23 protein-coding genes are annotated in these 23,727 nt (G+C 63.9%); 12 read left to right on the top strand and 11 right to left on the bottom strand.

The genetic code is table 11. The features are described 5' to 3' along the window. Positions 1-499 precede the first annotated feature (499 nt). From VGN72_21495 to VGN72_21485, 3 genes are all read right to left on the bottom strand, one after another. On the bottom strand, positions 500-724 hold the full coding sequence (locus VGN72_21495) for a hypothetical protein (GenBank protein HEV7301924.1): 225 nt from the start codon (positions 722-724) through the stop codon (positions 500-502). A gap of 114 nt (positions 725-838) precedes the next feature. Continuing rightward, the gene (gene pgi, locus VGN72_21490; GenBank protein HEV7301923.1) at positions 839-2,473 is read right to left on the bottom strand and encodes a glucose-6-phosphate isomerase; all 1,635 of its coding nucleotides are present in this window, start codon (positions 2,471-2,473) and stop codon (positions 839-841) included. 264 nt (positions 2,474-2,737) lie between these two features. Continuing rightward, positions 2,738-3,760 carry a methyltransferase gene (locus tag VGN72_21485; GenBank protein HEV7301922.1) on the bottom strand — a complete coding sequence of 341 codons (1,023 nt, stop codon included), beginning with the start codon at positions 3,758-3,760 and terminating at the stop codon, positions 2,738-2,740. A gap of 118 nt (positions 3,761-3,878) precedes the next feature. Between VGN72_21485 and VGN72_21480 the strand changes: the two genes are divergently transcribed. Then, positions 3,879-4,847, top strand: a complete 969-nt coding sequence (locus tag VGN72_21480) for a hypothetical protein (GenBank protein HEV7301921.1) — start codon at positions 3,879-3,881, stop codon at positions 4,845-4,847. A gap of 596 nt (positions 4,848-5,443) precedes the next feature. On the opposite strand, the gene hflX is transcribed toward VGN72_21480, so the two are convergent. Then, complete coding sequence (gene hflX / locus VGN72_21475; GenBank protein ID HEV7301920.1) at positions 5,444-6,805, bottom strand: GTPase HflX; 1,362 nt, start codon at positions 6,803-6,805, stop codon at positions 5,444-5,446. Between the two features lie 200 nt (positions 6,806-7,005). Continuing rightward, positions 7,006-8,112, bottom strand: a complete 1,107-nt coding sequence (locus VGN72_21470; GenBank protein ID HEV7301919.1) for a Nif3-like dinuclear metal center hexameric protein — start codon at positions 8,110-8,112, stop codon at positions 7,006-7,008. 23 nt (positions 8,113-8,135) lie between these two features. Here VGN72_21470 and polX point away from each other — a divergent pair, with 23 nt between their 5' ends. Next, positions 8,136-9,908 (top strand): DNA polymerase/3'-5' exonuclease PolX, encoded by a 1,773-nt coding sequence (gene polX / locus VGN72_21465; GenBank protein HEV7301918.1) that lies wholly within the window; start codon positions 8,136-8,138, stop codon positions 9,906-9,908. Positions 9,909-10,057: 149 nt separating this feature from the next. After that, complete coding sequence (locus VGN72_21460; GenBank protein ID HEV7301917.1) at positions 10,058-11,017, top strand: trypsin-like peptidase domain-containing protein; 960 nt, start codon at positions 10,058-10,060, stop codon at positions 11,015-11,017. A 1,002-nt stretch (positions 11,018-12,019) separates the two neighbouring features. Here the strand turns inward: VGN72_21460 and galU are convergent. Next, positions 12,020-12,880, bottom strand: a complete 861-nt coding sequence (galU, locus tag VGN72_21455) for a UTP--glucose-1-phosphate uridylyltransferase GalU (protein HEV7301916.1) — start codon at positions 12,878-12,880, stop codon at positions 12,020-12,022. A gap of 317 nt (positions 12,881-13,197) precedes the next feature. Then, a complete protein-coding gene (locus tag VGN72_21450; protein HEV7301915.1) occupies positions 13,198-13,542 on the bottom strand; it encodes an ATP-dependent Clp protease adaptor ClpS in 345 nt (114 codons plus the stop codon). A 207-nt stretch (positions 13,543-13,749) separates the two neighbouring features. Here VGN72_21450 and VGN72_21445 point away from each other — a divergent pair, with 207 nt between their 5' ends. Continuing rightward, entirely contained in the window at positions 13,750-15,603 is a 1,854-nt protein-coding gene (locus tag VGN72_21445; GenBank protein HEV7301914.1) for a DUF6798 domain-containing protein, read from the top strand. Between the two features lie 193 nt (positions 15,604-15,796). On the opposite strand, the gene VGN72_21440 is transcribed toward VGN72_21445, so the two are convergent. The 3 genes from VGN72_21440 to VGN72_21430 all read right to left on the bottom strand — a co-directional run bounded on the left by VGN72_21440 (position 15,797) and on the right by VGN72_21430 (position 18,283). After that, positions 15,797-16,990: a hypothetical protein gene (locus VGN72_21440; protein HEV7301913.1), complete on the bottom strand. Its 1,194-nt coding sequence runs from the start codon at positions 16,988-16,990 to the stop codon at positions 15,797-15,799. A 223-nt stretch (positions 16,991-17,213) separates the two neighbouring features. Beyond that, positions 17,214-17,600, bottom strand: coding sequence for a phosphoribosyl-AMP cyclohydrolase (gene hisI / locus VGN72_21435; protein HEV7301912.1), 387 nt, complete (start codon positions 17,598-17,600; stop codon positions 17,214-17,216). Positions 17,601-18,076: 476 nt separating this feature from the next. Next, the gene (locus tag VGN72_21430; protein ID HEV7301911.1) at positions 18,077-18,283 is read right to left on the bottom strand and encodes a hypothetical protein; all 207 of its coding nucleotides are present in this window, start codon (positions 18,281-18,283) and stop codon (positions 18,077-18,079) included. A gap of 184 nt (positions 18,284-18,467) precedes the next feature. On the opposite strand from VGN72_21430, the gene VGN72_21425 reads away from it, so the two are divergent. The 4 genes from VGN72_21425 to VGN72_21410 all read left to right on the top strand — a co-directional run bounded on the left by VGN72_21425 (position 18,468) and on the right by VGN72_21410 (position 21,038). Next, positions 18,468-19,649 (top strand): phosphoglycerate kinase, encoded by a 1,182-nt coding sequence (locus VGN72_21425; GenBank protein HEV7301910.1) that lies wholly within the window; start codon positions 18,468-18,470, stop codon positions 19,647-19,649. 56 nt (positions 19,650-19,705) lie between these two features. Then, positions 19,706-19,996 carry a hypothetical protein gene (locus VGN72_21420; GenBank protein ID HEV7301909.1) on the top strand — a complete coding sequence of 97 codons (291 nt, stop codon included), beginning with the start codon at positions 19,706-19,708 and terminating at the stop codon, positions 19,994-19,996. Positions 19,997-20,290: 294 nt separating this feature from the next. Next, positions 20,291-20,659, top strand: coding sequence for a hypothetical protein (locus tag VGN72_21415; protein HEV7301908.1), 369 nt, complete (start codon positions 20,291-20,293; stop codon positions 20,657-20,659). A 163-nt stretch (positions 20,660-20,822) separates the two neighbouring features. Next, positions 20,823-21,038 (top strand): hypothetical protein, encoded by a 216-nt coding sequence (locus tag VGN72_21410; GenBank protein ID HEV7301907.1) that lies wholly within the window; start codon positions 20,823-20,825, stop codon positions 21,036-21,038. Positions 21,039-21,180: 142 nt separating this feature from the next. On the opposite strand, the gene VGN72_21405 is transcribed toward VGN72_21410, so the two are convergent. Further along, complete coding sequence (locus VGN72_21405) at positions 21,181-21,420, bottom strand: hypothetical protein (protein HEV7301906.1); 240 nt, start codon at positions 21,418-21,420, stop codon at positions 21,181-21,183. Positions 21,421-21,960: 540 nt separating this feature from the next. Here VGN72_21405 and VGN72_21400 point away from each other — a divergent pair. From VGN72_21400 to VGN72_21385, 4 genes are all read left to right on the top strand, one after another. Beyond that, positions 21,961-22,353 (top strand): hypothetical protein, encoded by a 393-nt coding sequence (locus tag VGN72_21400; GenBank protein ID HEV7301905.1) that lies wholly within the window; start codon positions 21,961-21,963, stop codon positions 22,351-22,353. A gap of 112 nt (positions 22,354-22,465) precedes the next feature. Further along, positions 22,466-22,798 carry a hypothetical protein gene (locus tag VGN72_21395; protein ID HEV7301904.1) on the top strand — a complete coding sequence of 111 codons (333 nt, stop codon included), beginning with the start codon at positions 22,466-22,468 and terminating at the stop codon, positions 22,796-22,798. A gap of 276 nt (positions 22,799-23,074) precedes the next feature. Beyond that, complete coding sequence (locus tag VGN72_21390; protein ID HEV7301903.1) at positions 23,075-23,413, top strand: hypothetical protein; 339 nt, start codon at positions 23,075-23,077, stop codon at positions 23,411-23,413. 104 nt (positions 23,414-23,517) lie between these two features. After that, positions 23,518-23,727: hypothetical protein (locus tag VGN72_21385; GenBank protein HEV7301902.1), on the top strand; the 210-nt coding region annotated here is incomplete at its 3' end.

Genomic DNA, 23,727 nt, shown 5'->3' with positions numbered 1-23,727 from the left:
GCGCGATGACGCGAAGGCGGCCGCGAAGGGGTGTGCGGGATTCTTCTGTAGGACAGGCATTCCTGCCTGTCTCTCCCCCCGTCTTCTGTCCCCCCGTATTCACGAATTCAAACTCCCAAGCCCCAATGCCAAACAAATGACCAGGGCCCAAATCCCAATGAAGAGGGCTTGGCTCTGTGTCTGCCTCTGTGCTCTCTGTGTCCTCTGGGGTTGAACCTTATTCTGCGTGTCCGCCTTCGCGCCTTCGTGGCTCCCCTTGTGTGATCGCGCCTAGCGCCGCGCGGCAGACAAGAATGTCCGCCCCGTCCGATGCAGGAGACAGACGAGAAGCCCGGGGGGAGACACAGACAGGAATGTCTGTGCCACAGAAGAGAGGCAGCGAGAATACGGGGGGAGAGACAGGCAGGAATGCCTGTCCTACAGAAGAGAGACGGGCAAGAACGCAAGTTTGGCGATTAGCCAAGGTGGCTAGGTTAACGGGGGCCGGAGCGGAATTGCTTTAAGTCATGGGCGGGCGCATTCCCTTCGTGTAGTTTCGGAACGCCCAGATGGATGTGGCAAGAAATACCGCGAGTTGAAGTAGTAGCGGCGCGGCGCTCTGCCAGCCTTCCACCTCTTTGAACATTTGTGACGTGAGCACGGCCACCACGATCCACGCTAAGAAGCCAACGGCGAAGGCCCAGACGCCTGCCACGGCGAAGTAAAGGATTCGGGTGGGACGCACTGTTCACTTCTCCCGCTTCTGCCACTTGCGACGACGGATGCCGCGTTGCCCACCCTTCGCGGCATTCTTCGCGCCATCGCGCCTTCGCGTTCGCTTTCTCCGTGGATAGGCGAACTACGCCCGCCCGCGCAGTTTGCGGTAGCGGGAGATGAGGGTGTTCGTCGAGCTGTCGTGTTCCAGCTTGGGCGCTTCCTTCGATTCCAGTTCGGGGACGATGCGCTTGGCCAGTACCTTGCCGAGTTCGACGCCCCATTGGTCGAAGGAGTCGATGGACCAGAGGATGCCTTGCGTGAAGGTGATGTGCTCGTAGAGGGCGATCAGCGAGCCGAGGATTTCGGGGGTGAGGCGGTCGGCGAGGATGACCGTGGACGGGCGGTTGCCTTCGAAGGTTTTGTGGGGGATGAGATCGGCGGGCGTCTGCTCGGCCTTCAGTTCGTCGGCGGTCTTGCCGAAGGCGAGGGCTTCGGCCTGGGCGAAGATGTTGGCCATCAGCAGGTCGTGGTGGTTGCCGAGCGGGTTGAGGGTGTTGGCGAAGCCGATGAAGTCGCAGGGGATGAGCTTCGTGCCCTGGTGGATCAGTTGGTAGAACGAGTGCTGGCCGTTGGTGCCGGGTTCGCCCCAGTAGATGGGGGCGGTCTCGTAGTTCACGCGCTGGCCATCGAGCCTGGTGCTCTTGCCGTTGCTCTCCATGGTCAGCTGTTGCAGATACGCGGGGAAGCGCTTCAGGTACTGGTCGTACGGCAGGACGGCGACCGTCTGGGCGTTGAAGAAGTTCACGTACCACACGCCGAGCAACGCGAGCAGCACGGGGGCGTTCTTCTCGAGCGGCGCGGTGCGGAAGTGTTCGTCCATCTGATGGAAGCCGAAGAGCATCCGACGGAAGTTGTCGGGGCCGACCGCGAGCATGGTGGAGAGGCCGATGGCGGATTCCATCGAGTAGCGCCCGCCGACCCAATCCCAGAACTCGAACATGTTGGCGGTGTCGATGCCGAACTTCTTCACTTCGGCGGCGTTGGTTGAGAGGGCGACGAAGTGCTTGGCGACGGCAGATTCGTCCTTAGCGGTGTTCAGGAACTTCGCGCGGGCAGATTGCGCGTTGGCCATGGTCTCTTGAGTCGTGAAGGTCTTGCTGGCGATGATGAAGAGCGTTTCAGCCGGATCGAGGTCGATGGTGGCCTCGTGCAAATCAGTGCCGTCGACGTTGGAGACGAAGCGGAACGTCAGGTTTCGCTGGCTGTATTTGCGAAGGGCCTCGTACGCCATGACGGGGCCAAGGTCGGACCCGCCGATGCCAATGTTGACGATGTTCCTGATCGGTTTGCCCGAAAAGCCTTTCCAGTCGCCCGAACGAACTTTGTCGGCGAAGGCGCTCATCTTATCGAGCACGGCGTGGACATCGGGCACGACGTTCTTCCCATCGACGTTGATCGTGGCGCTGCGCGGCGCGCGAAGGGCGGTGTGAAGGACGGCCCGGTCCTCGGTGATGTTGATCCGCTCGCCAGCGAACATCGCGTCGCGGCGGGCTTCGAGGTCGCTCTCGCGGGCGAGTTGGAGGAGGAGCTTCAGCGTTTCATCCGTCGCGCGATGTTTGGAGTAGTCGATGTAGAGGCCGCAGGCGTCCAGCGTCATTCGGCTGCCGCGCGAGGCGTCGGACTTGAACAGCTCGCGCAGGTGCTGGCCCTTGATGGCGTCGTGGTGCTTCTTCAAAGCCGTGTAAGCGGGACGCTGCGTGAAGGGGGCGATGGACATAGCGGGCCTCGTGGTTGTTGTTTCGTCTGACGATCCAGCGAGGCAGATTACCGCGAAGCGGCCGAGACGCGAAGGGGCGAGGGTGCGCGTGCGAGATCGGCTTACCGTGGCATGGGCGTCTCGCCCATGCACTGGCCCGGAGGAGAAAGTCTTTTTTGGTTGAGGAGACGTTTAAGAGCAATTGAAGTAAATCGAGTCCCCTCTTCTGCTGACATGCATGGGCGAGACGCCCATGCCACGGCAGGAAGCGGACATCCCTCGCGGTTAAGCGAACGCCTCGACCACGCAGACCGGCGACTTCGTCGGCACGATGCGGCCGAAACGGAGGCCGGCGCGGGTGACGAGCGATTCGAACTCGGCGGCGGTGCGCTCCATGCCGCCGGGCATGATCATCATGACTAGGTCAGTGAACTTGCCGATCGAGGGCTCGTTGCCGCCTGGCAGCACCTGGTCGACGATCAACACGCGGTCGCCCGGCTTCATCACCTTGCGGCAGTGGCCCAAGATGGCCTGGCAGCGGTCGTCGTACCAGTCGTGGATGATGTGCTTCATCACGTAGGTGTTGCCACCGGCCGGCACCGATTGGAAGAAGTCGCCGGCCGCGGTTGTGCAGCGGTCGGTTAATCCGGCGCTGGCCAGTAATGGCGCAGCGCCCGCGACGACCTGCGGGCTGTCGTAGACGATGCCGCGCAGCGACGGCCATTTCTTCAGGATGCCGGCGAGGAATGAACCGTGCCCACCGCCGACGTCGACGATCGTGCCGCAGGCGGAGAAGTCGTACGCCTCGACGACCGCCGCCTCGACCATCGTTGAGAATTCCGTCATGGATTGGTTGAAGATCTTGGCGCGGTCGGGGTTCTGGCCGAACCATTCGAAGACCGGCATCCCGTGGACGTGGTCGAACGACGGGTCGCCGGTCTTCAGGCTGTGCAGGATCTCGCCCCACGCGCCGTAGTGCGACGGCCCCAGTTCGGACATCGCCGTGGCGCGCAGCGAATCCGGCACATCGGACCGCAGCGTGGCGGCGACGGCGGTCAGCTCGAACGTGCCGTCGGCGCGCTCGCGGAAAACGCCCACGCTCGCCAGGGCGCGCAGCAGGCGATACATCGGCCGGGCCTTCATGCCCGTGGCGGCGGCCAGCGCGTCGGCCGACCGGGGGCCGTCCTTCAGCAGGTCTGCCAACCCAAGCGTGGCGGCCGCGTAGAGGGCGCGCGACACCCAGAAGCCGCCGATCAATTGCAGCATGGCTTGGGCGGGCGGAACGTCGGCGGGGGTGGTCTGGCTCATCGTTGTTCTGGCTCCTTGTGCATGAGAGGTGTCGGAAGGATACCGAACGTTAGTCGGGACGCTGCCAGTTTGTTCGGTTCGCGTCAGCGATGGGGGGCCCGGTATAGTGTCGGCCGTCATGAAACAACTCACCCACTTCATCGCCATCCCCTTGCTGGCCGTGCTTGCCGTGACCGGCGCGGGGTGCGCACAGCGTGCCCCGGCGGTGCAGACGACTACGTTGACGAGCCCCGATGGCCAGCAGGTGGTTCGGCTGGCGAACGACATGATCGAGGTGATCGTCGAGCCGGCCAAGGGGCGCATCACCGAGTTCCGCTTTATCGGCGGGCCGAACGTGCTGTGGGTGAACCCGCAATCGGACCTGAGCAAGGACGCGTGGAAGAACTGGGGCGGCGACAAGGTGTGGCTGTGGCCGCAGGCGGATTGGGAGAAGCGCAACGGCAAGGCGTGGCCACCGCCGGGCGATCCACCGAAGGAACCGTACACGGTGCGAACGACGAAGGACGGGCTGGTGATGACGTCGCCGGTGATCGACGCGTACGGCGTGCGCATCGTGCGGGAACTGTCGCTGGTGCAGGGGCAGCCGCGCATGACGGTCGTCAACCGGGTGGAAGTGGTGGACCCCGCCAAGGCCCACGGCGTGGGGCTGTGGACGGTGACGCAGTTGCCCGTGGTGGACGAGGTGATCGTCACGCCGCTCTTCGCGCGGTCGCCGGGGGGGCTCAACAGCGCGGTTTATCCGAAAGCGTTTGAGGAATTCAAAGGCCGTTGGCCGGCGCCGCAACCGTCGCCCATCGGGCTGGGCGACGTGATCTTCACGCGCCCGCCGACGTCGGCGAAGGTGGGGATTGAAGCCGACAAGATGCGCGTGAAGATCGGCGATACGTTCTTTATGCAGCAGGCGGCGTTCTCGCCAAAGGAGGGGCCGCTTGATCCCGCCGAGCGAGCGCAGCTCTACACGCAGCCGGACGAACCGGCGGGCAGCGGGTATGTCGAACTGGAGTTCATCACGCCGATCTGGGATGCAAAGCAATTGGCGGCGGGAAGCCTGACGGTGACGTGGACGCTGTGGCGGCCGCCGGGGTGAAGGGTGGGATTTGCGGGATGCGGGCTGGTTCCGTCTCTCTCCGGGGAGAGCGTTAGGCACTGTCTGACGGATCATAGTGAGCGCCCATACGTGTGGTTGTCATCCCGAAGGGAGCCTAAGGCGACCTGAGGGATCTCGATGGACGAGCAATTCACGCCAGTGGGAGATCCCTCAGGTCGCCAAGGCTCCCGTCGGGATGACATACCTTTCGCCAGTGCGCGATCCGTCAGACAGTGCCTAGGGTGACGGCGGTTAGGCGAGCGAGCTTCGGCTAAGCACAAGTTCATCCCACCTTCGGGCCCTCACCCCTGCCCTCTCCCGGAGGGAGAGGGGGAGGATTACTGGCCCACCTCAATTTTACCTGCATCTCTTCGTGCCCGCCTTCGCGTCCTTCGCGCCTTCGTGGCTCCCTCTCCTCATCAGTGGATCACGGCTGCCGCCGCGGGGCAGACAAGAATGTCTGCCCCACCAATGCAAAGACAGAAGACAGAAGAGACACAGGCAAGAATGCCTGTGCCACAGAAGACGGGGGGAGAGACAGGCAGGAATGCCTGTCCTACAGAAGAGGGAGACTGTCAGCCGCGAGACAACGCGCCTTACCGAACCTCACCGGCGGGTTCGACGGTCTTGATGTCGATCTGGCCGTTGCGGGCGAGGTCGGCGAGGGTTTGGCGGCCCATGATGGTGCGGACCTGCACGCGGCCGTCGCCGTCGATGAACTGGCGGTCGCTTATGCGCGTGTTGCTCTCCAGGAAGGCCAGCAGCTTGCCGTTGGTCACGTCGGCCTCCAGCGTCACGTCGACCTGCTGGCCGCGCACGAACTGGTAGACGGCCTCGTGCAGCTTGTCGAGGCCGGCGCCGGTCTTGGCGCTGATGGCGATCGCGTCGCTGTGCAGCGCGCGCCAGAACGACATGGCCTCTTCGCCCTCGGGCGTGTCGATCTTGTTCAGCAGCAGAACCTCGGGCTTGCCCTTGGCGCCGATCTCGTCGAGCACGTCGTGCACGCTCTTGAACTGCTGCTCGGCGTGCGGATGGCCGACGTCTAAGACGTGCAGCAGCAGGTCGGCGTTCACGGCCTCTTCCAGCGTCGCCTTGAACGACGCGACGAGGTTGTGCGGCAGGTCGCGCACGAAGCCGACCGTGTCGCTCAACAGCACCTCGGTGCCCTTCTCCAGCTTCCAGGCGCGCGTCTTCGTGTCCAACGTGGCGAACAGCTTGTCGTCGGCGTAAGTGCCGGCGGCGGTCAGCGTGTTGAAGAGGGTGCTCTTGCCGGCGTTCGTGTAGCCGACGACGCAGACCGTGAAGTGGTGCCGCGTGCGCTCCGACACCAGCCGCGTCTTGCGCTCCTGGATCTGCCCGATGTCGTCGCGCAAATCGGCGATGCGCTTGCGCACGATTCGGCGGTCGGTTTCCAGCTGCGTTTCACCCGGACCGCGCGCGCCGATGCCCATGCCCGCGCCGCTGCCGGCGATGCGTTCCAAGTGGCCCCACATCTTGGCCAGGCGCGGGAAGGTGTACTGCAGCTGCGCCAGTTCCACCTGCAGCTTGGCCTCGTGCGTTTGCGCGCGGGTGGCGAAGATGTCGAGGATCAGCTCGCTGCGGTCCAGGACCTTGATGCCTTGGTTGCGCGGGCTTTTGGCCTCCTCGTTGATGATCTTCTCGAGGGCGCCGATCTGGCTGGGGGTAAGCTCGTTGTCGAACAGGACGACGTTGGCCTTGTGTTCCATCGCCAGGTGCGCGATCTCGAGGGCCTTGCCACTGCCGAGATAGGTGCCGGGGTCAACGCGCTGGCGCCGCTGCAGCAGCGTGGCGACGGGCTTGGCGCCGGCGGTCTTGGCGAGCGAGGCCAGCTCGCCCAGCGGATCGCGCGGGTCGGCGGTCGTGCCGGGCAGGATGACGCCGACGAGGATCGCCCGCTCCTGGCGGACGGAGAGATCGGTACGTTTCAGTTCAGCCAAGGTTTCGTGGTTCCTTCGTTGCTCGTCGGCCGTTCGTCGCACGCGCAGGTGCGACGGCGGTCGATCGTTGGTGGGTATTGTATGCGGATGCGCGACGGATGGGCTAGCGGGCAAAAATTGGAGCGAAGGATCTGTTTCAATGGAATCGGAAATCACCCCCACCCAGCCTCCCCCGGAGTACCGGGAGAGGGGTAAGAGAATCACACAATCACGAACGGGTCGCGGTCGTGTTCGCTGACGTGCGTGGGGAAGTTGGGCAGCGCGTCGCGCAACTTGGCTTGGATACGCCGCAGCACCGCCCGCTCGCTGTTGCTGTGCAGGGTGCAGATGACCGTCATGCCGCTTGCGGCGGCGCGGAGGGCTTCGTGGTGCTTCATCTCACCGGTGAGGTAGAGGTCGGCGTGCTGGGCGATCGCGTCGTCGAGCAGGTCGCCACAACTGCCGGCGCAACAGGCCAGCCGGGTCGCGTCGCCATCGGTCGGGCCGGCGATCAGCAGGTGATCGAGGTTTAAGGCGGTCTTGATGCGCTCGATCAGCTCGCGGCGCGCAACGGGCTGTTTAAGGTTGCCGATCCGGCCCTGCCCGGTCTTCTCCGGTGGTGCGGCCAACTGCACGAGGTCGAACGCGGGTTCCTCGTAGGGATGGCTGGCGCGAAGGGCGGTCAGGGCATCGTTCAGGCGCGCGATGGGCAGGACGGTCTCCAGCCGCACCTCGGCGGTCGTTTCCAATCGGCCGGACTGGCCGACGGTCGGGTTCGTCCCTTCTTCACCCACGAACGTGCCTCGGCCGTCGATCTGAAAGCTGCAGTGGCTGTAATTGCCAATATGCCCCGCGCCAGCGGCGAAAAGGGCCTCGCTAACGCGCGGGAGCGCATCCTTCGGCACGAACGTCACCAGCTTGTACTGATTGGCCTTCGGTTGAACGATGCGCAGCGGCTGGCGGTCGTCCGCGGGCAGTCCGAGCGCGTCGGCCAGCATGTCGTTGGTGCCACCGGGCGCCACGTCGATCGCGGTGTGCGGCGAGTAGATCGCCACGCCTCGTCGGATGGCATCGAAGACCAGGCCGGACGACGAGTTGGCCGTCAGTCGCTTTACTGGTGTAAAGATCGGCGGGTGATACGCGATCACCACGTCCGCCCCGATCGCGGTCGCTTCAGCGGCGACGGCGGGGGTGTAGTCGATCGTCAGGATCGCCTTGCTGACGCTCTGCTGCGGATCGCCGGCGAGCAGGCCGACGTTGTCCCACGTTTCGGCAAAGCGAATCGGGGCGATTTCGTCTAGCGTGATGACGAGGTCGTGGAGGCGCATGCGACAGACTGTACACTGGAGTTATGGCCCTGAACCACGACCTAGCCGAAATCTTCCGCATCATGGCCGCCGTTATGGAGATCAAAGGGGAAAGCGTCTTCAAGGCGATCGCGTTCTCGAAGGTGTCGCGCATCCTGAACGACATGACCTTCGACATCAAGAAGGCCCACGACGACGGCACCCTGAAGGACCTGGAGGGCATCGGCCCGGCCAGCCGGAAGATCATTGAAGACTACATCCGCAACGGCCGCAGTGTCGACTTCGAGGAAGTCTCGACCAGCGTGCCGGCCGGCCTGTTGCCGATGCTGGAGATTCCGGGCCTGGGGCCGAAGACGATCTCGCTGCTCTGGAAGGAGCGCGGCATCACCAACCAGGAAGAACTGGTGCGGGCGATCGACGAGGGCAAGCTGGACGGGCTGAAGGGCATTGGCGCCAAGAAGATCGACTCGATTAAGCAGGGCATCGCGCTGCGGGCCCAGGCGAAGGGGCGCGTGGGCATCGTGGAGGCGCTGCCGATGGGCGAGAGCCTGATCGAGCGCGTGCGGGCGCTGAAGGGCATTGCCCGGGCCGAGGTCGCGGGAAGCCTAAGGCGGCGGAAAGAGACGATCGGCGACGTCGACATCGTCGCTGCGCTGACCGACAAGGCCGACCCGGTCGCCATCGCGGCGCTATTCGTGGCGTTCCCGGAGGTACAGCACATCCTCGGGCAAGGGGCCAGCAAGGCCAGTGTGCTGACGGCCGGTGGGTTGCAGGTCGATCTGCGCATGGTGCCCGAAGAAAACTTCGGTGCCGCGCTGCTCTACTTCACCGGCAGCAAGGACCACAACGTGCGCATCCGTGGCCGGGCGCTCGACAAGGGCATGACCCTTAGCGAGTGGGGACTGTACGATTTGGCGAAGTACGAAAAGGCTGCCAAGAAGACGGCCGAGGCGCCGAAGCTCGCGCCGATCGCGAGCAGGACCGAAGCCGACGTGTACGCGGCGCTGGGCCTGGCGTACGTCGAACCGGAACTGCGCGAAGACCGCGGCGAGGTGGCGCTGGCCGAGGCCGGCACGCTGCCGAAGCTGATTCAGCTGGCCGACATTCGCGGCGACCTTCATACGCATACGACGGCGTCCGACGGCACCAACAGCATCGAAGAAATGGCCGAGGCTGCCAAGGCGATGGGATACGCGTTCCTGGCGATCACCGACCATTCCAAGAGTCAGGTGATCGCCAACGGTTTAACCGCTGATCGCTTGTTGAAGCACGTCGCCGCCATTCGCAAGGTGGCCGACAAGATCAAGGGCATCAAGCTGCTAGCCGGCTGCGAGGTCGATATTCTGGTCGACGGGCGGCTGGATTTCGACGACGCCGTGCTGAAGGAACTGGACATCGTGGTGGCCAGCCCGCACGTGTCGCTGAAGCAGGATTCGAAGAAGGCGACCGACCGCATCAAGCGGGCGATCGACACGCGCTACGTGAACATCATCGGCCATCCGACCGGCCGGTTGATCAACAGCCGTGAGGGGTTGCCGTTGGACTTCGCGCAGCTGTTCCCGGTGGCCGCCAAGAACGGAACGGCCATGGAGATTAACGCCGGCTATCCGCGGTTGGACCTGAACGAGGTGAACGCGCGGGCCGCGCTGGAGACGGGCGTGATGCTGTCGATCAACACCGACGCGCACAGCGTGAGCGGCTTGACCGAGATGATCTACGGCATCAACGTCGCCCGCCGAGCGGGCACGACGGTGGGCAGCGTAATCAATTGCATGGAAGTTCATGATTTAATGTCGTTCATCGCTAAAAAGCGGTAATTGGCCGTCTTAACGCATCCTTAACGTAACGACTTGCAACGCCGGGCGTCTTCCCATGTAGTACGGGTTGGGGAGCCTGCCGCGCGCTGCACTGGGGACGCCTGATGAACTCCCGACCGCGTTGCCCGTTGTTCGGGAAGGATGCCGTTATGTACCGCCGTTCGTTGATGTCGTTTGTTGCCGTGGTTGTCGCATGCGCCAGTGTGGCGCTGGCGGATACGCTCGTGTTGAAGGATGGCCGCCGGGTGAACGGGAAGGTGGAGGAGGGGGACGGCGTCTACATCGTTGAACACGAGGGCAAGCGCACGAGCATCCCCGACACCGAGGTCGCCGAGTGGATCGCCGGGCAGACTGAGGCCGAGCCCTTTACCACGCCGCTCGGAGAGTTGAAGTTCGAGGCGCCCACCGAGGAACCCACCGACACCACGACCGAGCCCACGGACGCCGCGACCGCGCCGGTGGATGCAACGCCGGGCGGCGTGAACGCGTCGGTGGAGAATCACAACCCCGCGTCCCACGTTGGTCGGCAGGTCGAGTTACGCAACGAGCGCGCGGTGGCATTTCCGGTCGCGCCCGACCTCGTCGTCACCAGCGCGCGCGTGGTGGTCGATGCGATCAACCCGCAACTCACCGATCGCGGTGGCGACGCCGTGCCGTTCGAACTGGTTCGCGCCGATGACAAGCTGGGCCTGGCGCTGCTGCGTGTGAAGGGGCCACCGATGAAGGCCCTCCGTCTCGCCGACAGCTTCGATGCGGCCAAGATCAACAGCGGCGGCGAGATGCGCACGTGCGGCTACTTCGGCATGAATTTGTTCGAGGTGACGCTGGAGTTCGCCGACTGCAAGGCCGAGCGCCCGTCCGCCAAGGCACCCTGGACGATCGAGGCGACCAAGCACCCCGCAACGCCCGGCGGTCCCGTGCTGTTCGGCAACCAGGTGATCGGCGTGCAACTGGCCGAGCGAAACTCTGCGATCCATCGCGTGCCGGCCGTCACGCTGGAACAACTCCGCCAGTTCCTCGGCAAAGATTACGCCAAGCCCCCCGGCGAGACCGACCCAGCCCAAAGCGCGATGCAGTTGAACGCACAACATGAACGCCCGCAGGAGTAACGGCATGCTACTCGCCGGAGCCGCCGCCGCTTCGGCGCGGACTTCACCGTAGCATGGGCGGCCCGCCCATGGCGTCGGTACGCCGACGCGTCGGATGGTACTCCATCCGAATAAGCAATCGCGCCAGCGAACGGATTTCAGAGAAGACCGGATAGGAGATCGCTCACGCGCTTTGCTTCGGACGGCGTACCGTCCGACACCGCGGGGTACCGCGGCTCCACGGGCGGGCCGCCCGTGCTACGTGAGACGAAGAGATCCTTCGGTGTACCTCAGAGGGTGTTAAATAACGACGCCGCGTCCGCTCCGACCGTGGCATGGGCGTCTCGCCCATGCGTGTGGTGAGGCCGGAAGAGTTACTTTGTTTCAACGGTTTGGTCGGCGCGGCAACAACCAAATCGTACTTCCTCTTCCAATCCACATGCATGGGCTCTGGCGCCCATGCCACGGCCGGAGCGGCGCATCCCGCCCCGAAGGAGCCACGTGCGTCATCCTGAGAGGGTGTTTATCAAGAGCGGCGAGCTCGCTCCGGTCCCTCTCCTGGTACTCCGGGAGAGGCTAGGTGAGGGTGCTTTCGAACTGCTGACGAGTTCCGTCGATCGAAATCACCCTCACCCTAACCCTCTCCCGGAGTACCAGGAGAGGGGACCAAACTGAATAAATACCCTCTGAGGTACTCCGAAGGATCTCTTCCTGTTCAAAGTGAATACGGGGGGAGATCCTCCGGAGTACCTCAGGATGACGATGGGGTGAATGACGGTTGCGAGAAGACGATTATCTTTTCGTCACGTGGGCTTCACAACGAGACGTGCGAAGCAGCAAGACGTGACGTGCATCGTGTCGGCGGGCGCGCACGTCGTTCGCGCGGCGCATAAAAAAACGGATCGAGGGGAGCCACCGCTCTCGATCCGTTCGAAACAACTATGCATTACAGCATAGAATGGTTTCTCAATCGGTCAACACTTTCTTTTGCGTTCGGCGCAATCTCTTATTCAGTACGCCGCGCTATCGCAGGAGTTCGCGCAGCATCGGTTCGATCTGCTCGCGCAGCTTCGCGTCGCGCCACGCGTAGAGCAGGTTGGTCTTCAGCCAGTCGACCGGGTTGCCGATGTCGTGGCGCTTGCCCTTCAGCACCACCGCGTGAATCGGCTCGTCGGCGAGCAGCAACTTCATCGCGTCGGTCAGTTGAATTTCGCCACCCTTGCCCGCAGGAGTGCGTTCCAGCGCGTCGAAGATGCGCGGCGACAGCACGTAGCGCGCCGCGATCGCGTAACGGCTCGGCGCGTTCTCCTTCGACGGCTTCTCCACGAGCGCGTTCAACCGCAGCACGCCGTCGCGCACCATCTCGCCGCCCACGATGCCGTAGCGGTCCACCTTCTCCGGCGGCACCTCTTCGACGCCGATCACGCTCGTGCCGAACTCCTTGTACGCCTCGACCAACTGCGATGCCGGGCCGACGTCGCCGCTGAAGATCGTGTCGCCCAGCAGGCAGAGGAACGGCTCGTTGCCGACGTGGCGCTTGGCCTGGTAGACGGCGTCGCCCAAGCCGCGCTGGTCGGGCTGGCGCACCGAGTGCACCTTCACGCTGGCCAGTTTCGCCAGCGATGCGAGCAGCGCTTCCTTGCCGCCGGCCTTCAAGCGGTCCTCGAGTTCCTTGTTGCGGTCGAAGTGATCTTCGACGGCGCGCTTGTCGCGCGAGGTGATGAGCAGCACGTCGTCGATGCCACCGGCGGCCGCCTCTTCGACGACGAACTGGATGGTCGGGCGATCGAGGATCGGCAACAGCTCTTTCGGCACCGCCTTGGCGGCGGGCAACATGCGGGTTCCGAACCCGGCAGCGGGGATGACGGCTTTCGTGATGTTCATACGTGGTGGGAATCTACCCGCGACACCGCCGTGATGCGATGGGTATTGCCGATCGGCGGCGGGTTGAGTGGTGAAATGCGCGCGTCACGCCGTCGTCATAAACCGCAAGGTTGGCCGATCCGGACGCCGAGGCATGCCCGTGGCATGGGCGCCAGAGCCCATGCGTGTGGCCAGCACGGGTGTCACTATTTGTGGCAGACGTTGCCGACGGAGTCGTAGGCCACAAATGAACTTTCTCACCTTTTTTCGAGCATGGGCGAGACGCCCATGCCACGGTCAAGGCGGCCGCAAGAGACGCGACGTCCTCACGCTTTCCCTCACGCGCCCGCGTCGGCCGGTTCGATGTAGGCGCTCATGCTGCCCTTGCACGTCGCGACGGCGTGGTCGGGGCCGTAGGCGTGGATCTGCTCGCGCTTCAGCTCGGCGCGCTCCTTGTGCGTCGTCACCACCACCGCCCAGCCGTTGGCGTCGACCTCCATCGCCAGCAGGTAACCGGCCTCCTGCGGAATGCCGAACAGCTGCTTCAGCATCACCATCACGTACTCCACGGTGTGGTCGTTGTCGTCCAACAACACCACCTTGTACGGCGGCAACGACTTGGGCGTCTGCTTCGCCTGCGTCGACGACTTCACTTGCGTTGTGGGTGTATCCGCGTGTGACATGCTCACCTTCCCTGCCGAAGTGGGTTAACCCCTAGCAAAGCGAATCGGCCGTGCGATTGCAAAGGTATTTATCGGACTTTGAAATGTTATTTGTCGGTGGACCGTGGTCGGCAGCGGTTCATCCTCCGTTGAGTTCCGTTACCAAGCCTGTTCCCACTCATCGCGAACGTTGCGGCGTGCGGGGCGAGCCTTTATTGTTCGCCCCGCTTGGAATCACATTATCTCAATCCGCAGATTTCCTTGGTCGACGACCCGTTGCGCGAGCGGCGGGGGTTCAGCTGGGCCGATGGGTTCGCTATCGCGTACGGTGTCGTGGTGACGCTGGTGCTGGGGTACTACCAGTTCGGGCTGAGCAATCACACGGTCTACCTGCTCGACGGCCTGCACAAGATGAACCGGTCGACGCTGGCCAACGACTGGTTCACCACCGAGACGTTTCAATACCATGCGCTGTTCGGCCTGCTGACGCGCCTGCTGTGGTCGAACATTCAGACGGCGTTCCTCCTCGGCTACCTCGGGCTGGTCGTGCTATTGCACACGGCGTGGTTCCTGCTGACCCGCCGGGCAGGGGGTGGGCGATTCGCGTACATGCTGTCGGTGCTGTTCGTTTACGCTTCGGGCGGTGGGGCGGCGTTGGGGGCGTACGGGTTTTTGCAGGACAGCGCGTTTCTGCCGAGCAACATCTCCAGCGTCGCGCTGCTGTGGGGCATCCTGCTGTGGCTGCTGAACCGGCCTATGGCCGCAGCGGTGGGGTTTGGCATCGCGGCGGCGTTTCACCTGAACTATGCGGTGGTCGCGCCGGTGATCTGGCTCGCCATTCTGTTCTGGGACGCCTGGGACACCCTCCGCGGCCGGCTGGAACCGGTACACGATCCGGTCGTCTTCCAATCGTTGAACTGGACGAAGATCTTCTCCACCCTCGTCGCGCTGGTCCCGGCGGGCGTCAGCATCCTGCTGGCTCTGCGGGCGATGCCGCAGACGGGCGCGAAGCTGCCGCTGCAGGAGTTCCTGGACCTGTACGTCCACCTGCGCCACCCGCATCACTACGACCCGCTAAGCTGGCCAAAGGCGATGTGGATCGCCTGCGCCTGGCCGATCCTGCCGGCGATGTGGGCGGCGTGGCGCGCGACACAGGTGGGGCGGGCGGTCGGGGTGGTGCCGATTACCTGGCTGCGCGGCACGCGGTTGACGATTTTGTTCCTGGCGATCTTGGGCGCGGCGTTCTACTTCGCCGGTTGGACGTTCATCGACGAGCGGCTAGTGCAGATGAGCCTCTTCCGCTTCAGCATCTACCCGCAGCTGTTTTTGTGCATCGCGGTGGCGATCTGGATCAGCCACGTGCGCCCGCTGTGGGCACTGTCGCGGCCGCTCGTCGCGCTGGCGCTGCCGGCGGGACTGATCTACGCGACGCTGCGGTTCACCGACGGCCAGCGGTTCCTGATCGACGATCCGTTCTTCCAGACGCTGAACGCCCGGCCGATGGTGATCGCGTGTGGGCTGTCGCTTATCCCGTTCCTCACCATCTTGGTCGACCGCTACATCTATCGCCGGCAGCAAGTGTACGGGGCGGCGTTGCTGGCGCTGGGATCGCTGACGCTGTTCGGCTGGTCGCCGGAGAATTATGGCCTGCTGATTCCCCGGCCCGACGCGGGCATGAACGCCGTGACGGCTTGGGCGCGTAAGCGCACGCCACCCGATGCGGTCTTCCTGGTGCCGCCGGACGAGGAGACGTTCCGCCTGGCTGCCCGGCGGGCGATCGTGGTGAACTTCAAGGGCGTGCCGCAACTGTCGACCGAACTGCCGCAATGGCGCGATCGGCTGGAAAGCGTGCTGGATCTGGACGATTTGCGCACGCTGTCCACGCCCATGCCCGCGACGCTGCGTGAGATCCGGCGGATCTACAACGACCTGCCGCCGGAATATCTGCGGGCGACCGCGGAGAAATGGGGCGCGCGGTATATCGTGACGACGCGATCGTTCGATGAAGCGTTGGGTGGGAAGCCGGTCTTCACGGCCCCGGGCGATGCGTACTTCGTGTACGACCTGTCGCCCCGCGAGTAGATCGGTTGATCCGCATCCGAACGTAGCATGGGCGTCTCGCCCATGACCGCGTTGAGGCCGAAAGACTTGTTTAGTTAGTTGCCGCTTCGTTGGCGCTATTTGCTATCAATAGCGACACTCGTTCCAGCCACATGCATGGGCGAGACGCCCATGCCACGGGTGGAGGGCGTACGCCGCGACCCCAAGCCGCACATCAATCGCGATCATCCAGCCAAGCCATCACCGCTAACGGCGCCAATCGTCCGAACAGCATCGCCAGGGTCAGCACGTGCAGCGGCGGGCCGACGATCGAAACCGGTTCGTGTGACAGCCCAACCGTGCCCACGGCGCTGACGGCCATGAACAGCAATCGATCGCCCCCGACCTGCGGCGTGGTCGCGACCAGGCCGAGCGTCGTCAGACTGAGGGCGACGGTATAGATCACCAGCCACACGCAGGCGATGCCGAATGCTCGCCCGGCTGACTCGCCGGAGAACGTGCGACGCAGGCCAATCCACAGCAGCACCGGCGCCAGCAGCGTGATGCCACCGGCGGTGCCGCCGGGCGCTGCGCCGAGGATCATCAGTGGCATGAGCACCCATGGCACCGTCCGCGGCCAATTCGAGATCGACTCGAACCCCATCCCCAGCGATCGCGCGTCCAGCGACGCCACCGACGACGACACGACCATCGACGTGCCCATCCGCCCGTCGAGCAGGTGGCAGGCGAAGATGATCGCAAAGCCCAGCAGGTACGCGCCGGCCGTCAGGCGCAACACGAGACTTACGTACGGGTGAACCGCCTCGCGGCGGCGCAGTGCGTGCCATAAGTTCAGCAGCACCGGCAAACCAAGGCCGCCAAGTACCGCCAGCGGCAATACGATAAGGTGAACGATCGGCCGGTCGACCGCGGGTGGCCGCCCACCGACGATCAATCCAGAGTTACCTAAACCGCCGAGCGACAGCTGTTGCATCAGCTCGACCGATCGGCTGGGGGTGGCGATCGTCACCAGCAGGAAGATCGCCCCAACCGCCATCGCGGCGACCCAGAAGAGGTCCCACGCGGTGTACGGCAGGCGCAGGATGCGAGACAGCAGCGTGCCACCGACGGTCAGCGTGTAGATCGTGCCCCCGGCCGTCAGCATCAGCAGCACGTTGCGGCCGATGACGTTCAGCGTATCCATCCCCGCGCCACCGAACCCGGTCAGCGTGGCGGCGTTGGTGGCGACGAACAACGCCCGGTCGAGCGTCATCTCGTTGCCCGCCGGCGAACCGACGAGCGGCAGCAGCACCGCGCCGAACACGATTGACACCAACCACGCCGCCGTCAGCCACGGCAACACCAGCGACGCCCCATCGCGGCCGGCGGCAAGCGGCAGGTCGTGGTTGGAATCGGCGGAGGAAGACATGGGTGAGGGGGTGCCGATAAATGACCAATGACCAAACCCGAATGACCAATCAAGCCCCAATGACCAATGACCGATGAACGCGGTTTTCATCTGGACATTGGTGCTTGGTCATTCATTGGTCATTCGGATTTTGTCATTGGTCATTCTTGTTTCGCTAGTCATTCGAATCACCCTCACCCAGCCTCTCCCGGAGTACCGGGAGAGGGGCCGGAGGGTCGCGCCCTTACTTCGTATACACCTTCTCCGGGTCGAACACCTTCGTGCCAATGATCTTCCAATCGCCCTCTTTCTCATGCTGGCGATAGAAGCAGGAGTAGTACCCGTCGTGGCACGCCGCCCCGTGCTGTTCGACCTTAATCAGGACGACGTCCTTATCGCAATCGGTCGCGATCGACTTCACGTCCTGCGTGTGGCCGCTGCTTTCGCCCTTCAGCCACAGCTTGTTTCGGCTGCGCGAGAAGAAGTGCGTCTGGCCGGTCTCGATCGTCTTCTCGAGCGAAACGCGGTTCATAAACGCGAACATCAGCACCTGGCCGGTCGCGTGATCCTGGATGATCGCGGGGATCAGGCCGTTCGCATCGTACTTCAGCGTGTCTAGCAGGGGGTCCATGCCTGAAGTTTAAGCCCGACGGCGGCGGAGGGGAAGGAACGGTGGAAGTGGAGGGGGGATTGCGGAGTGCGGAGGGGGAAGGCGGTCCGACCCTGTCGAACCACCTCTTCTGTAGGACAGGCATTCCTGCCTGTCTCTCCCCCCGTCTTCGTTTCCCCCGTATTCTCTCTGCCTCTCTTCTGTGGCACAGGCATTCTTGCCTGTGTCTCTTCTGTCTTCTGTCTTTGCCACGCGGCGGAGCCGCGACCCAATTACAGGGAGCCACAAAGGCGCGAAGAACGCAAAGGCGGACACGAAGGAATGCAGGTGAACTTTTACTTGGTCCGCAAGTCTCTCCCTATCCCGCCGGGAGAGGGCCGGGGTGAGGACCCGAACGTGGGACAACGCGTGCTTAGTCGACGCTCTCCCGCAACACCCGCCCTCACCCTGACCTTCGCCCGGAGGGAGAGGGAACCCGATGAAGCCGCCCCAACCTGTTACTTCCCCGGCCGCTTGTTCGGCATCACGATCCGCGCCATCGGCGCACCACCCCGCCCGCTGGGATGCGTAATGACGCGTTTCTTCGCCGGCGCCTTCTCCGCCGGCTTTCCCGCGGCCGTGCGCGACAAATGTTCCGCCAGCGCCCGCTTCTCATCGGCCGACAGCGCATCGATCAACGGCAGCAATTCATCGAGAGTCGCCATGTCTGCTCCTGTTGCGACCATTGTCGTTCAGCGCGTCGCGGAGAGATAGGGGCAAGGTGAAGCGGTGACAAGGCGATTTCCACTTTCACCCCTTCACCCCATCCTCACCCCGCCTTAACTTGACTTGCCCCGCCCGCCCCGTAGCATCGCCGCGCTTAGGTAAAACACTCTCGGAGATATCAAAATGGCAAAGAAAACTGTTGCGGATGTGGATGTGAAGGGCAAGCGGGTGCTGATGCGGGTGGACTTCAACGTCCCGCTGGAGAACGGCCAGATCACCGACGATCGCCGCATCGCCCAGGCGCTGCCGACCATTAAGAACGTCCTCGACCGCGGCGGCCGCCTCATTCTGATGAGCCACCTCGGCCGGCCCAAGGGTGGCCCCGAGCCCAAGTTCTCCCTGAAGCCCGCCGCCGAGCGATTGGCCAAGCTGCTGGGCAAGCCCGTCCACTTCACCAATGATTGCATCGGCGCCGACGTCGAGAAGACCGTCGCCGGCCTAGGCGATGGCGAGGTCGCGCTGCTCGAGAATTTGCGCTTCTACAAGCAGGAAGAGAAGAACGACCCCGAGTTCGCCGCCCAGTTGGCCAAGCTGGCCGACGTCTACGTCAACGACGCCTTCGGCACCGCCCACCGCGAGCACGCCAGCACGTTCGGCGTCCCCCAGGCCCTCACCGGCCGCCCGCGCGTCATCGGCTTCCTCATCCAAAAGGAACTCAAGTTCCTCGGCGAAGCCATCACCACCCCGCAAAAGCCCTTCGTCGCCATCATGGGCGGCGCCAAGGTCAGCGATAAGATCGCCGTCATCGAAAACCTGTTGTCCAAGGCCGACACGCTGCTCATTGGCGGCGCGATGGCCTACACCTTCTTCCTGGCCCAGGGCAAGGAAGTCGGCAAGAGCCTCGTCGAGAAGGACAAAGTCGACCTCGCCAAGGAACTGCTCGCCAAGGCCGCCGGCAAGATCAAGCTCCCCGTCGACACCGTCATTTCCGACAAGATGTCCGACGACGCCGTCACGCGCATCGTCGAGGGCAACATCCCCTCTGACATGGAAGGCTTCGACATCGGCCCCAAGACCGCCGCCCTGTACGCCGCCGAGATCGCCCGCGCCAAGACGGTCATCTGGAACGGCCCCATGGGCGTCTTCGAGAAAAAGCCCTTCGCCGCCGGCACCAAGGCCGTCGCCCAAGCCTGCGCCGCCGCGACGAAGAACGGCGCCATCACCATCATCGGTGGCGGCGATTCCGCCGCCGCCGTCGAACAACTGGGCCTCAGCGAAAAAGTCAGCCACGTCTCGACCGGCGGCGGGGCGAGCCTGGAGTTCCTCGAAAGCGGCGAGTTCAGCACGTTGAATTTACTGGACTAGTGAAGCCGGGCGACGTGGCGTCCTCGCCTATCGCCTTGATTTGCAGGGTTGATGTGATGGAACGTACTCCCGAACCAACCAAGTCCTCCGACGACGTCGTCGGCTTTGCGTTCCTCATCCTGTCTATGGTGGTCTTCTGCTACGTTGGCCGCGACTTTGCCGATGTGGTCGCCACCATGATTTTCCCCGATGTGGCCCGCCACCTGAAGCACGGCGGCCAAATCGCGACGATTCGCGTCACCACATTTACTGCGGTTTGGTGGGCTGCGTTCTTGTTCTGCATCGGTCTCGGCTTGATCGTGGCGCGCGGGTTGTACGTGGCTTGGTACCGACTTATGGTCAAGTAGCCGGGTGCCACAAGTCGGCACGGGGAGATAAAGGGGGCGGGAGTCTTTAATGCGGTGGAACAATGACTCCCGACCCCTTTATGCCTCCCGGCGGCGGGGCGTCCTTGGAGTTCCTCGAAAGCGGCGAGTTCAGCACGCTGAACCTGCTGGATTAACCAGCACCGGAACGCGTTCAACCTGGGTGCCACGGGCGGCTTGCCCGCCCGTGCCTTCCGTCGCATGGAACGCGCACGGGATAATCAACGGCGGTGCGGCGCAGATGCGTCAACCCTCTCGCTGATCGGACGGGTCCTCATGCAATCGTACCTGTTCGCCATCCTGGCATACCTGGCGATCGCGCTTCAACTCGTCGTCCTCATCGGCGGGATCATTCTCGCAGCGAGGTGGCGGCGGCGTGCGCCGCGCGCGGCGGCCCTTGCCGCGATTGGGCTGGGGCTGATGCTCGTATGCGGATGGGCGGGCCCGGCCCTGAGCGCGTACTTGAGCACCGTTGCCGGCATCCAAGGCCAGACGGTTGTGATGGTCTCTTACGGGCTCGCGATCCTCCACGCCATGGGGATCGGCGCCCTCGTCGCAGCCGTCTTCGTGGACCGCCCGCCCGTCGCGGAGCGCCGGGCGTTTGAGGTGCAGAACGTCCACCCCATCGCCAACGCCGACCAGTGACCGCCTGCCAGGTGCCACAGGTCTCGGCCGGGTGCCACGGTACGGCGTACTCGCCGTGCCGTGCGCGACGTGCCATCGACCCCAAGCACGGCACGGAGTACCGTACCGTGGCACCCGGCCGCTCGCCGTGGAAAGCGTTTACTGTGCGCACGAGATGTCTGTTATGCAGCGTAACCCGCTCGATTACGAATCGCCGAACCCGCGACCTTCCCGAAGTCGGATCAACTTCTTGCCCTACGCGGTCTTCTTCTCATGCGCGGGCATCTCCGCAACGTTTGCCGGGGACGCCATGAAGTTCCAAGAGGATATCGATTGCTTCGCCCTCGTCTTTTTTGGGCTTGGTGCGATTGTGCTGCCATTGCTCTTGCGCGACCGCTAGCTTCCAGCCGGGTGCCACAGGTCGGCGTACTCGCAGACCTGTGGCTAATTCGCCGGACAAAGACGAAGGCCACAGGTCTCGGCGTACCGCGACCTGTGGCAACTGGCTCACGCGTCACGGTGGCACGGTAATCGTCACGCCCTCACGCCGCCTTCTGCACGCCGCCGAACTGCACGCGGGTGGATGCCGGCAAACTGAGCATCCCCGCCTGCTGGCGGCGGCTCACCCATGCGGCGCACGTCCACACGGTCGTGCCGGGCGCGATGCCCTCGGGCAGCGTGAACGTGAAGTTCGCCCGCGTGGCGGCGCCGGCGAATTCCCAGTCGCCCGGATCGCTCGAGTACGTCTCGCCCTGGATGTCCCCTTTTCCTCGCCCGCACACCCCGCCGCCCCGCGTCCACGTCCCACCCGCATTATTCGCACATCACGCCTGATCCGCCGCACCCCACGTCCGAATAACCCCCATGACGGACGCGCCGTCTCCGATGACGGACGCGCCGTCTCCGATGACGGACGTCTAGTCGGCGGGTGGCATGGCCACGCGCTCGGGAGATCGTCGGAGACGGAAAAGGTGACGCGGAGGGAAAAGGTGACGCAGATCGATTACTCGGATTCGATGTGCGTCACCTTCGTCTTACCGGAGGCGGAACTGGCGTGACCGCCGGGTGCCATGGCCACGCCTGCGTTTGGCGTCAGTCGGACGAGGCCGTCCGAGCGTGGCCATGCCTGAGGTCAGCAGGAAGGACATGGCCACGCGGGACCTCGACCCGACGCTCCCGCGACCCCCCACTGCGTGGCCATGCCACCCGCCCCTAACCCCCCGCTTGACCGCCAGTTGCCGCGTGCGCCTAATAGCCGACCGCGGCACGATGTTCGGCGCGCGCCGGTCAGGTCAATCACTAGTTATCTGCCGGGGAGGCCTGTGAGCATCGAACGTGTTACTGAAGTGGAAGAGCGGTTTCTCCATTGGCTGAGTTGGGCAGCGCTGGTGGCTGCAACAATAATTGCCTGCGCCGTGTGCTGGCAGCTGTGGCAGTCTCAGGGCCGCGTAGAGATGCTGACACGGGGCAAGACACACTTGCTGCCGCTCGGCATGCGGGCGCTGCTCGCGACCCCGGCGCTCGTATTTGCGGTCGTGCCGATCTCCGTCGCGGCGGCTTGTGTCGCCGTTCAAACGCGACTCCAATCTCGCGTCGTGACGACGCTGTCCCACCTGTTCGTCATGTGCGTGGGCCTCGGTTGTCTTCTGCTCACAAGAGACATGGTCATGGCAGGCTCGTTCAACCAGACTTTCGGCGGCCCGGCCGGCAGATAACCACCCATTGCAGCGGACCGGGCGGGCGTCGCGGTCCTCGTGGTTTGATAGTGCGTCCGGTGCCCGCCCGGCCGCTGAACGTCGATCCGTTAGCTTGCAGAGGGAAGCTCCGATGCTCCGTCGCGCCTTGGATGCAATTGCGGCCATAGCCGCCGTTCTGTTTCTGCTGCTGGTCGCGGTCTGGGTATTGCGCCCGTCGGTTGAATGGGACGCGGGGCAACCGAAATGGTTCTCGTTCGACATCTCGTACGGGGATCAAACGCCTGAAGTCACGCTGCTCGTGGGCCGGTACAACTTCATCCTCAACGGCGTATCCATCGTCTTCCCGATGGCAGTTTCAATCATCGTCTGCGTCACTTGGCTCGTGATCAAATTGCTGCGGCGGCGGCGGCGGTCGGCTGGCAAAGGATTCCCAGTCGTCGAATCGCCACCAGCTGCAGGGTGAGGAAAAGGGGACATCCAGGGTGAGGGGTGATAGATAAGGGGTCGGGTGATAGATAAGGGGTCGGGAGTCTTTGATTCGGACGGACCAGAAAAGGGGACATCCAGAATATCCGTTCGCGGTGTTGGCCCGTCAACGATCCTGTGTGGATATTCTGGATGTCCCTTTTCCTCGCCTATTGCACTGGACCGGCCCGGCAGAACGGTCCTCGTGATCCGCAAGCGTGGTCGGCGCCGGGCCGGCCAGTGAATGTCTGTCCGTTAGTCGGCTGAGGCATCGGTGCTCAAACACACGGGCAGTAACAACCTCACGATCGACGGCGAACGGTTCCGGTACGTCGTTTCCGAAGCCGCGAGCGATACGAATGGTCGCGTCGCGCTGTCCCTCATCGTCCAGCATGCCGAGAAGAACGGCTCGCGCCTTTGTGTCACCGGATTGTTCGGCGAGCGAGTTCCCGAGCAGGAGTCGAAGTTCTACATGGGCCGAACGCTGAAGCGGCCCGTTAGCCCGAAAGATGCAGAACGACTGGTCCGAGCCGCGTTGTCCTATGGTTGGCGGCCGCGCGAATCTGGCAAACCATTTCTGCTCAAAGTCGACGGCCGCTCGGCAGCCGAATAACCAGCCGCTGGAATGGACCGGCCCGGCGGAACGGTCCTCGTTGTCTTAGGTTTGGTCGGTGCCGGGCCGGCCATTGAACGTCGGTCCGTTATGCTGCGGGGGCGATGAACCTGTTCTATGCCAGCATCCTCGTCTGCACGGCGCTCGGCTCTGTGGTCGGAGCCGCGACGGGATGGCAATACGGCATCGGGTGGGCACTGGTCGGGGGTGTGCTGGGGCTGGCGATCGGCATTGCAAGCGTCTTCATCTTCACGTTCCCATACGTGTGCGTGCAGATCCGAATGGAGCCGCGAGATCCGAAGGTAGCGCGGGAA

The sequence above is a fragment of the Tepidisphaeraceae bacterium genome, assembly GCA_035998445.1.
Classification (GTDB): domain Bacteria; phylum Planctomycetota; class Phycisphaerae; order Tepidisphaerales; family Tepidisphaeraceae; genus DASYHQ01.
The sequence above is the reverse complement of the archived record's forward strand: the minus strand, read 5'-3'. Positions and strand labels throughout refer to the sequence as shown.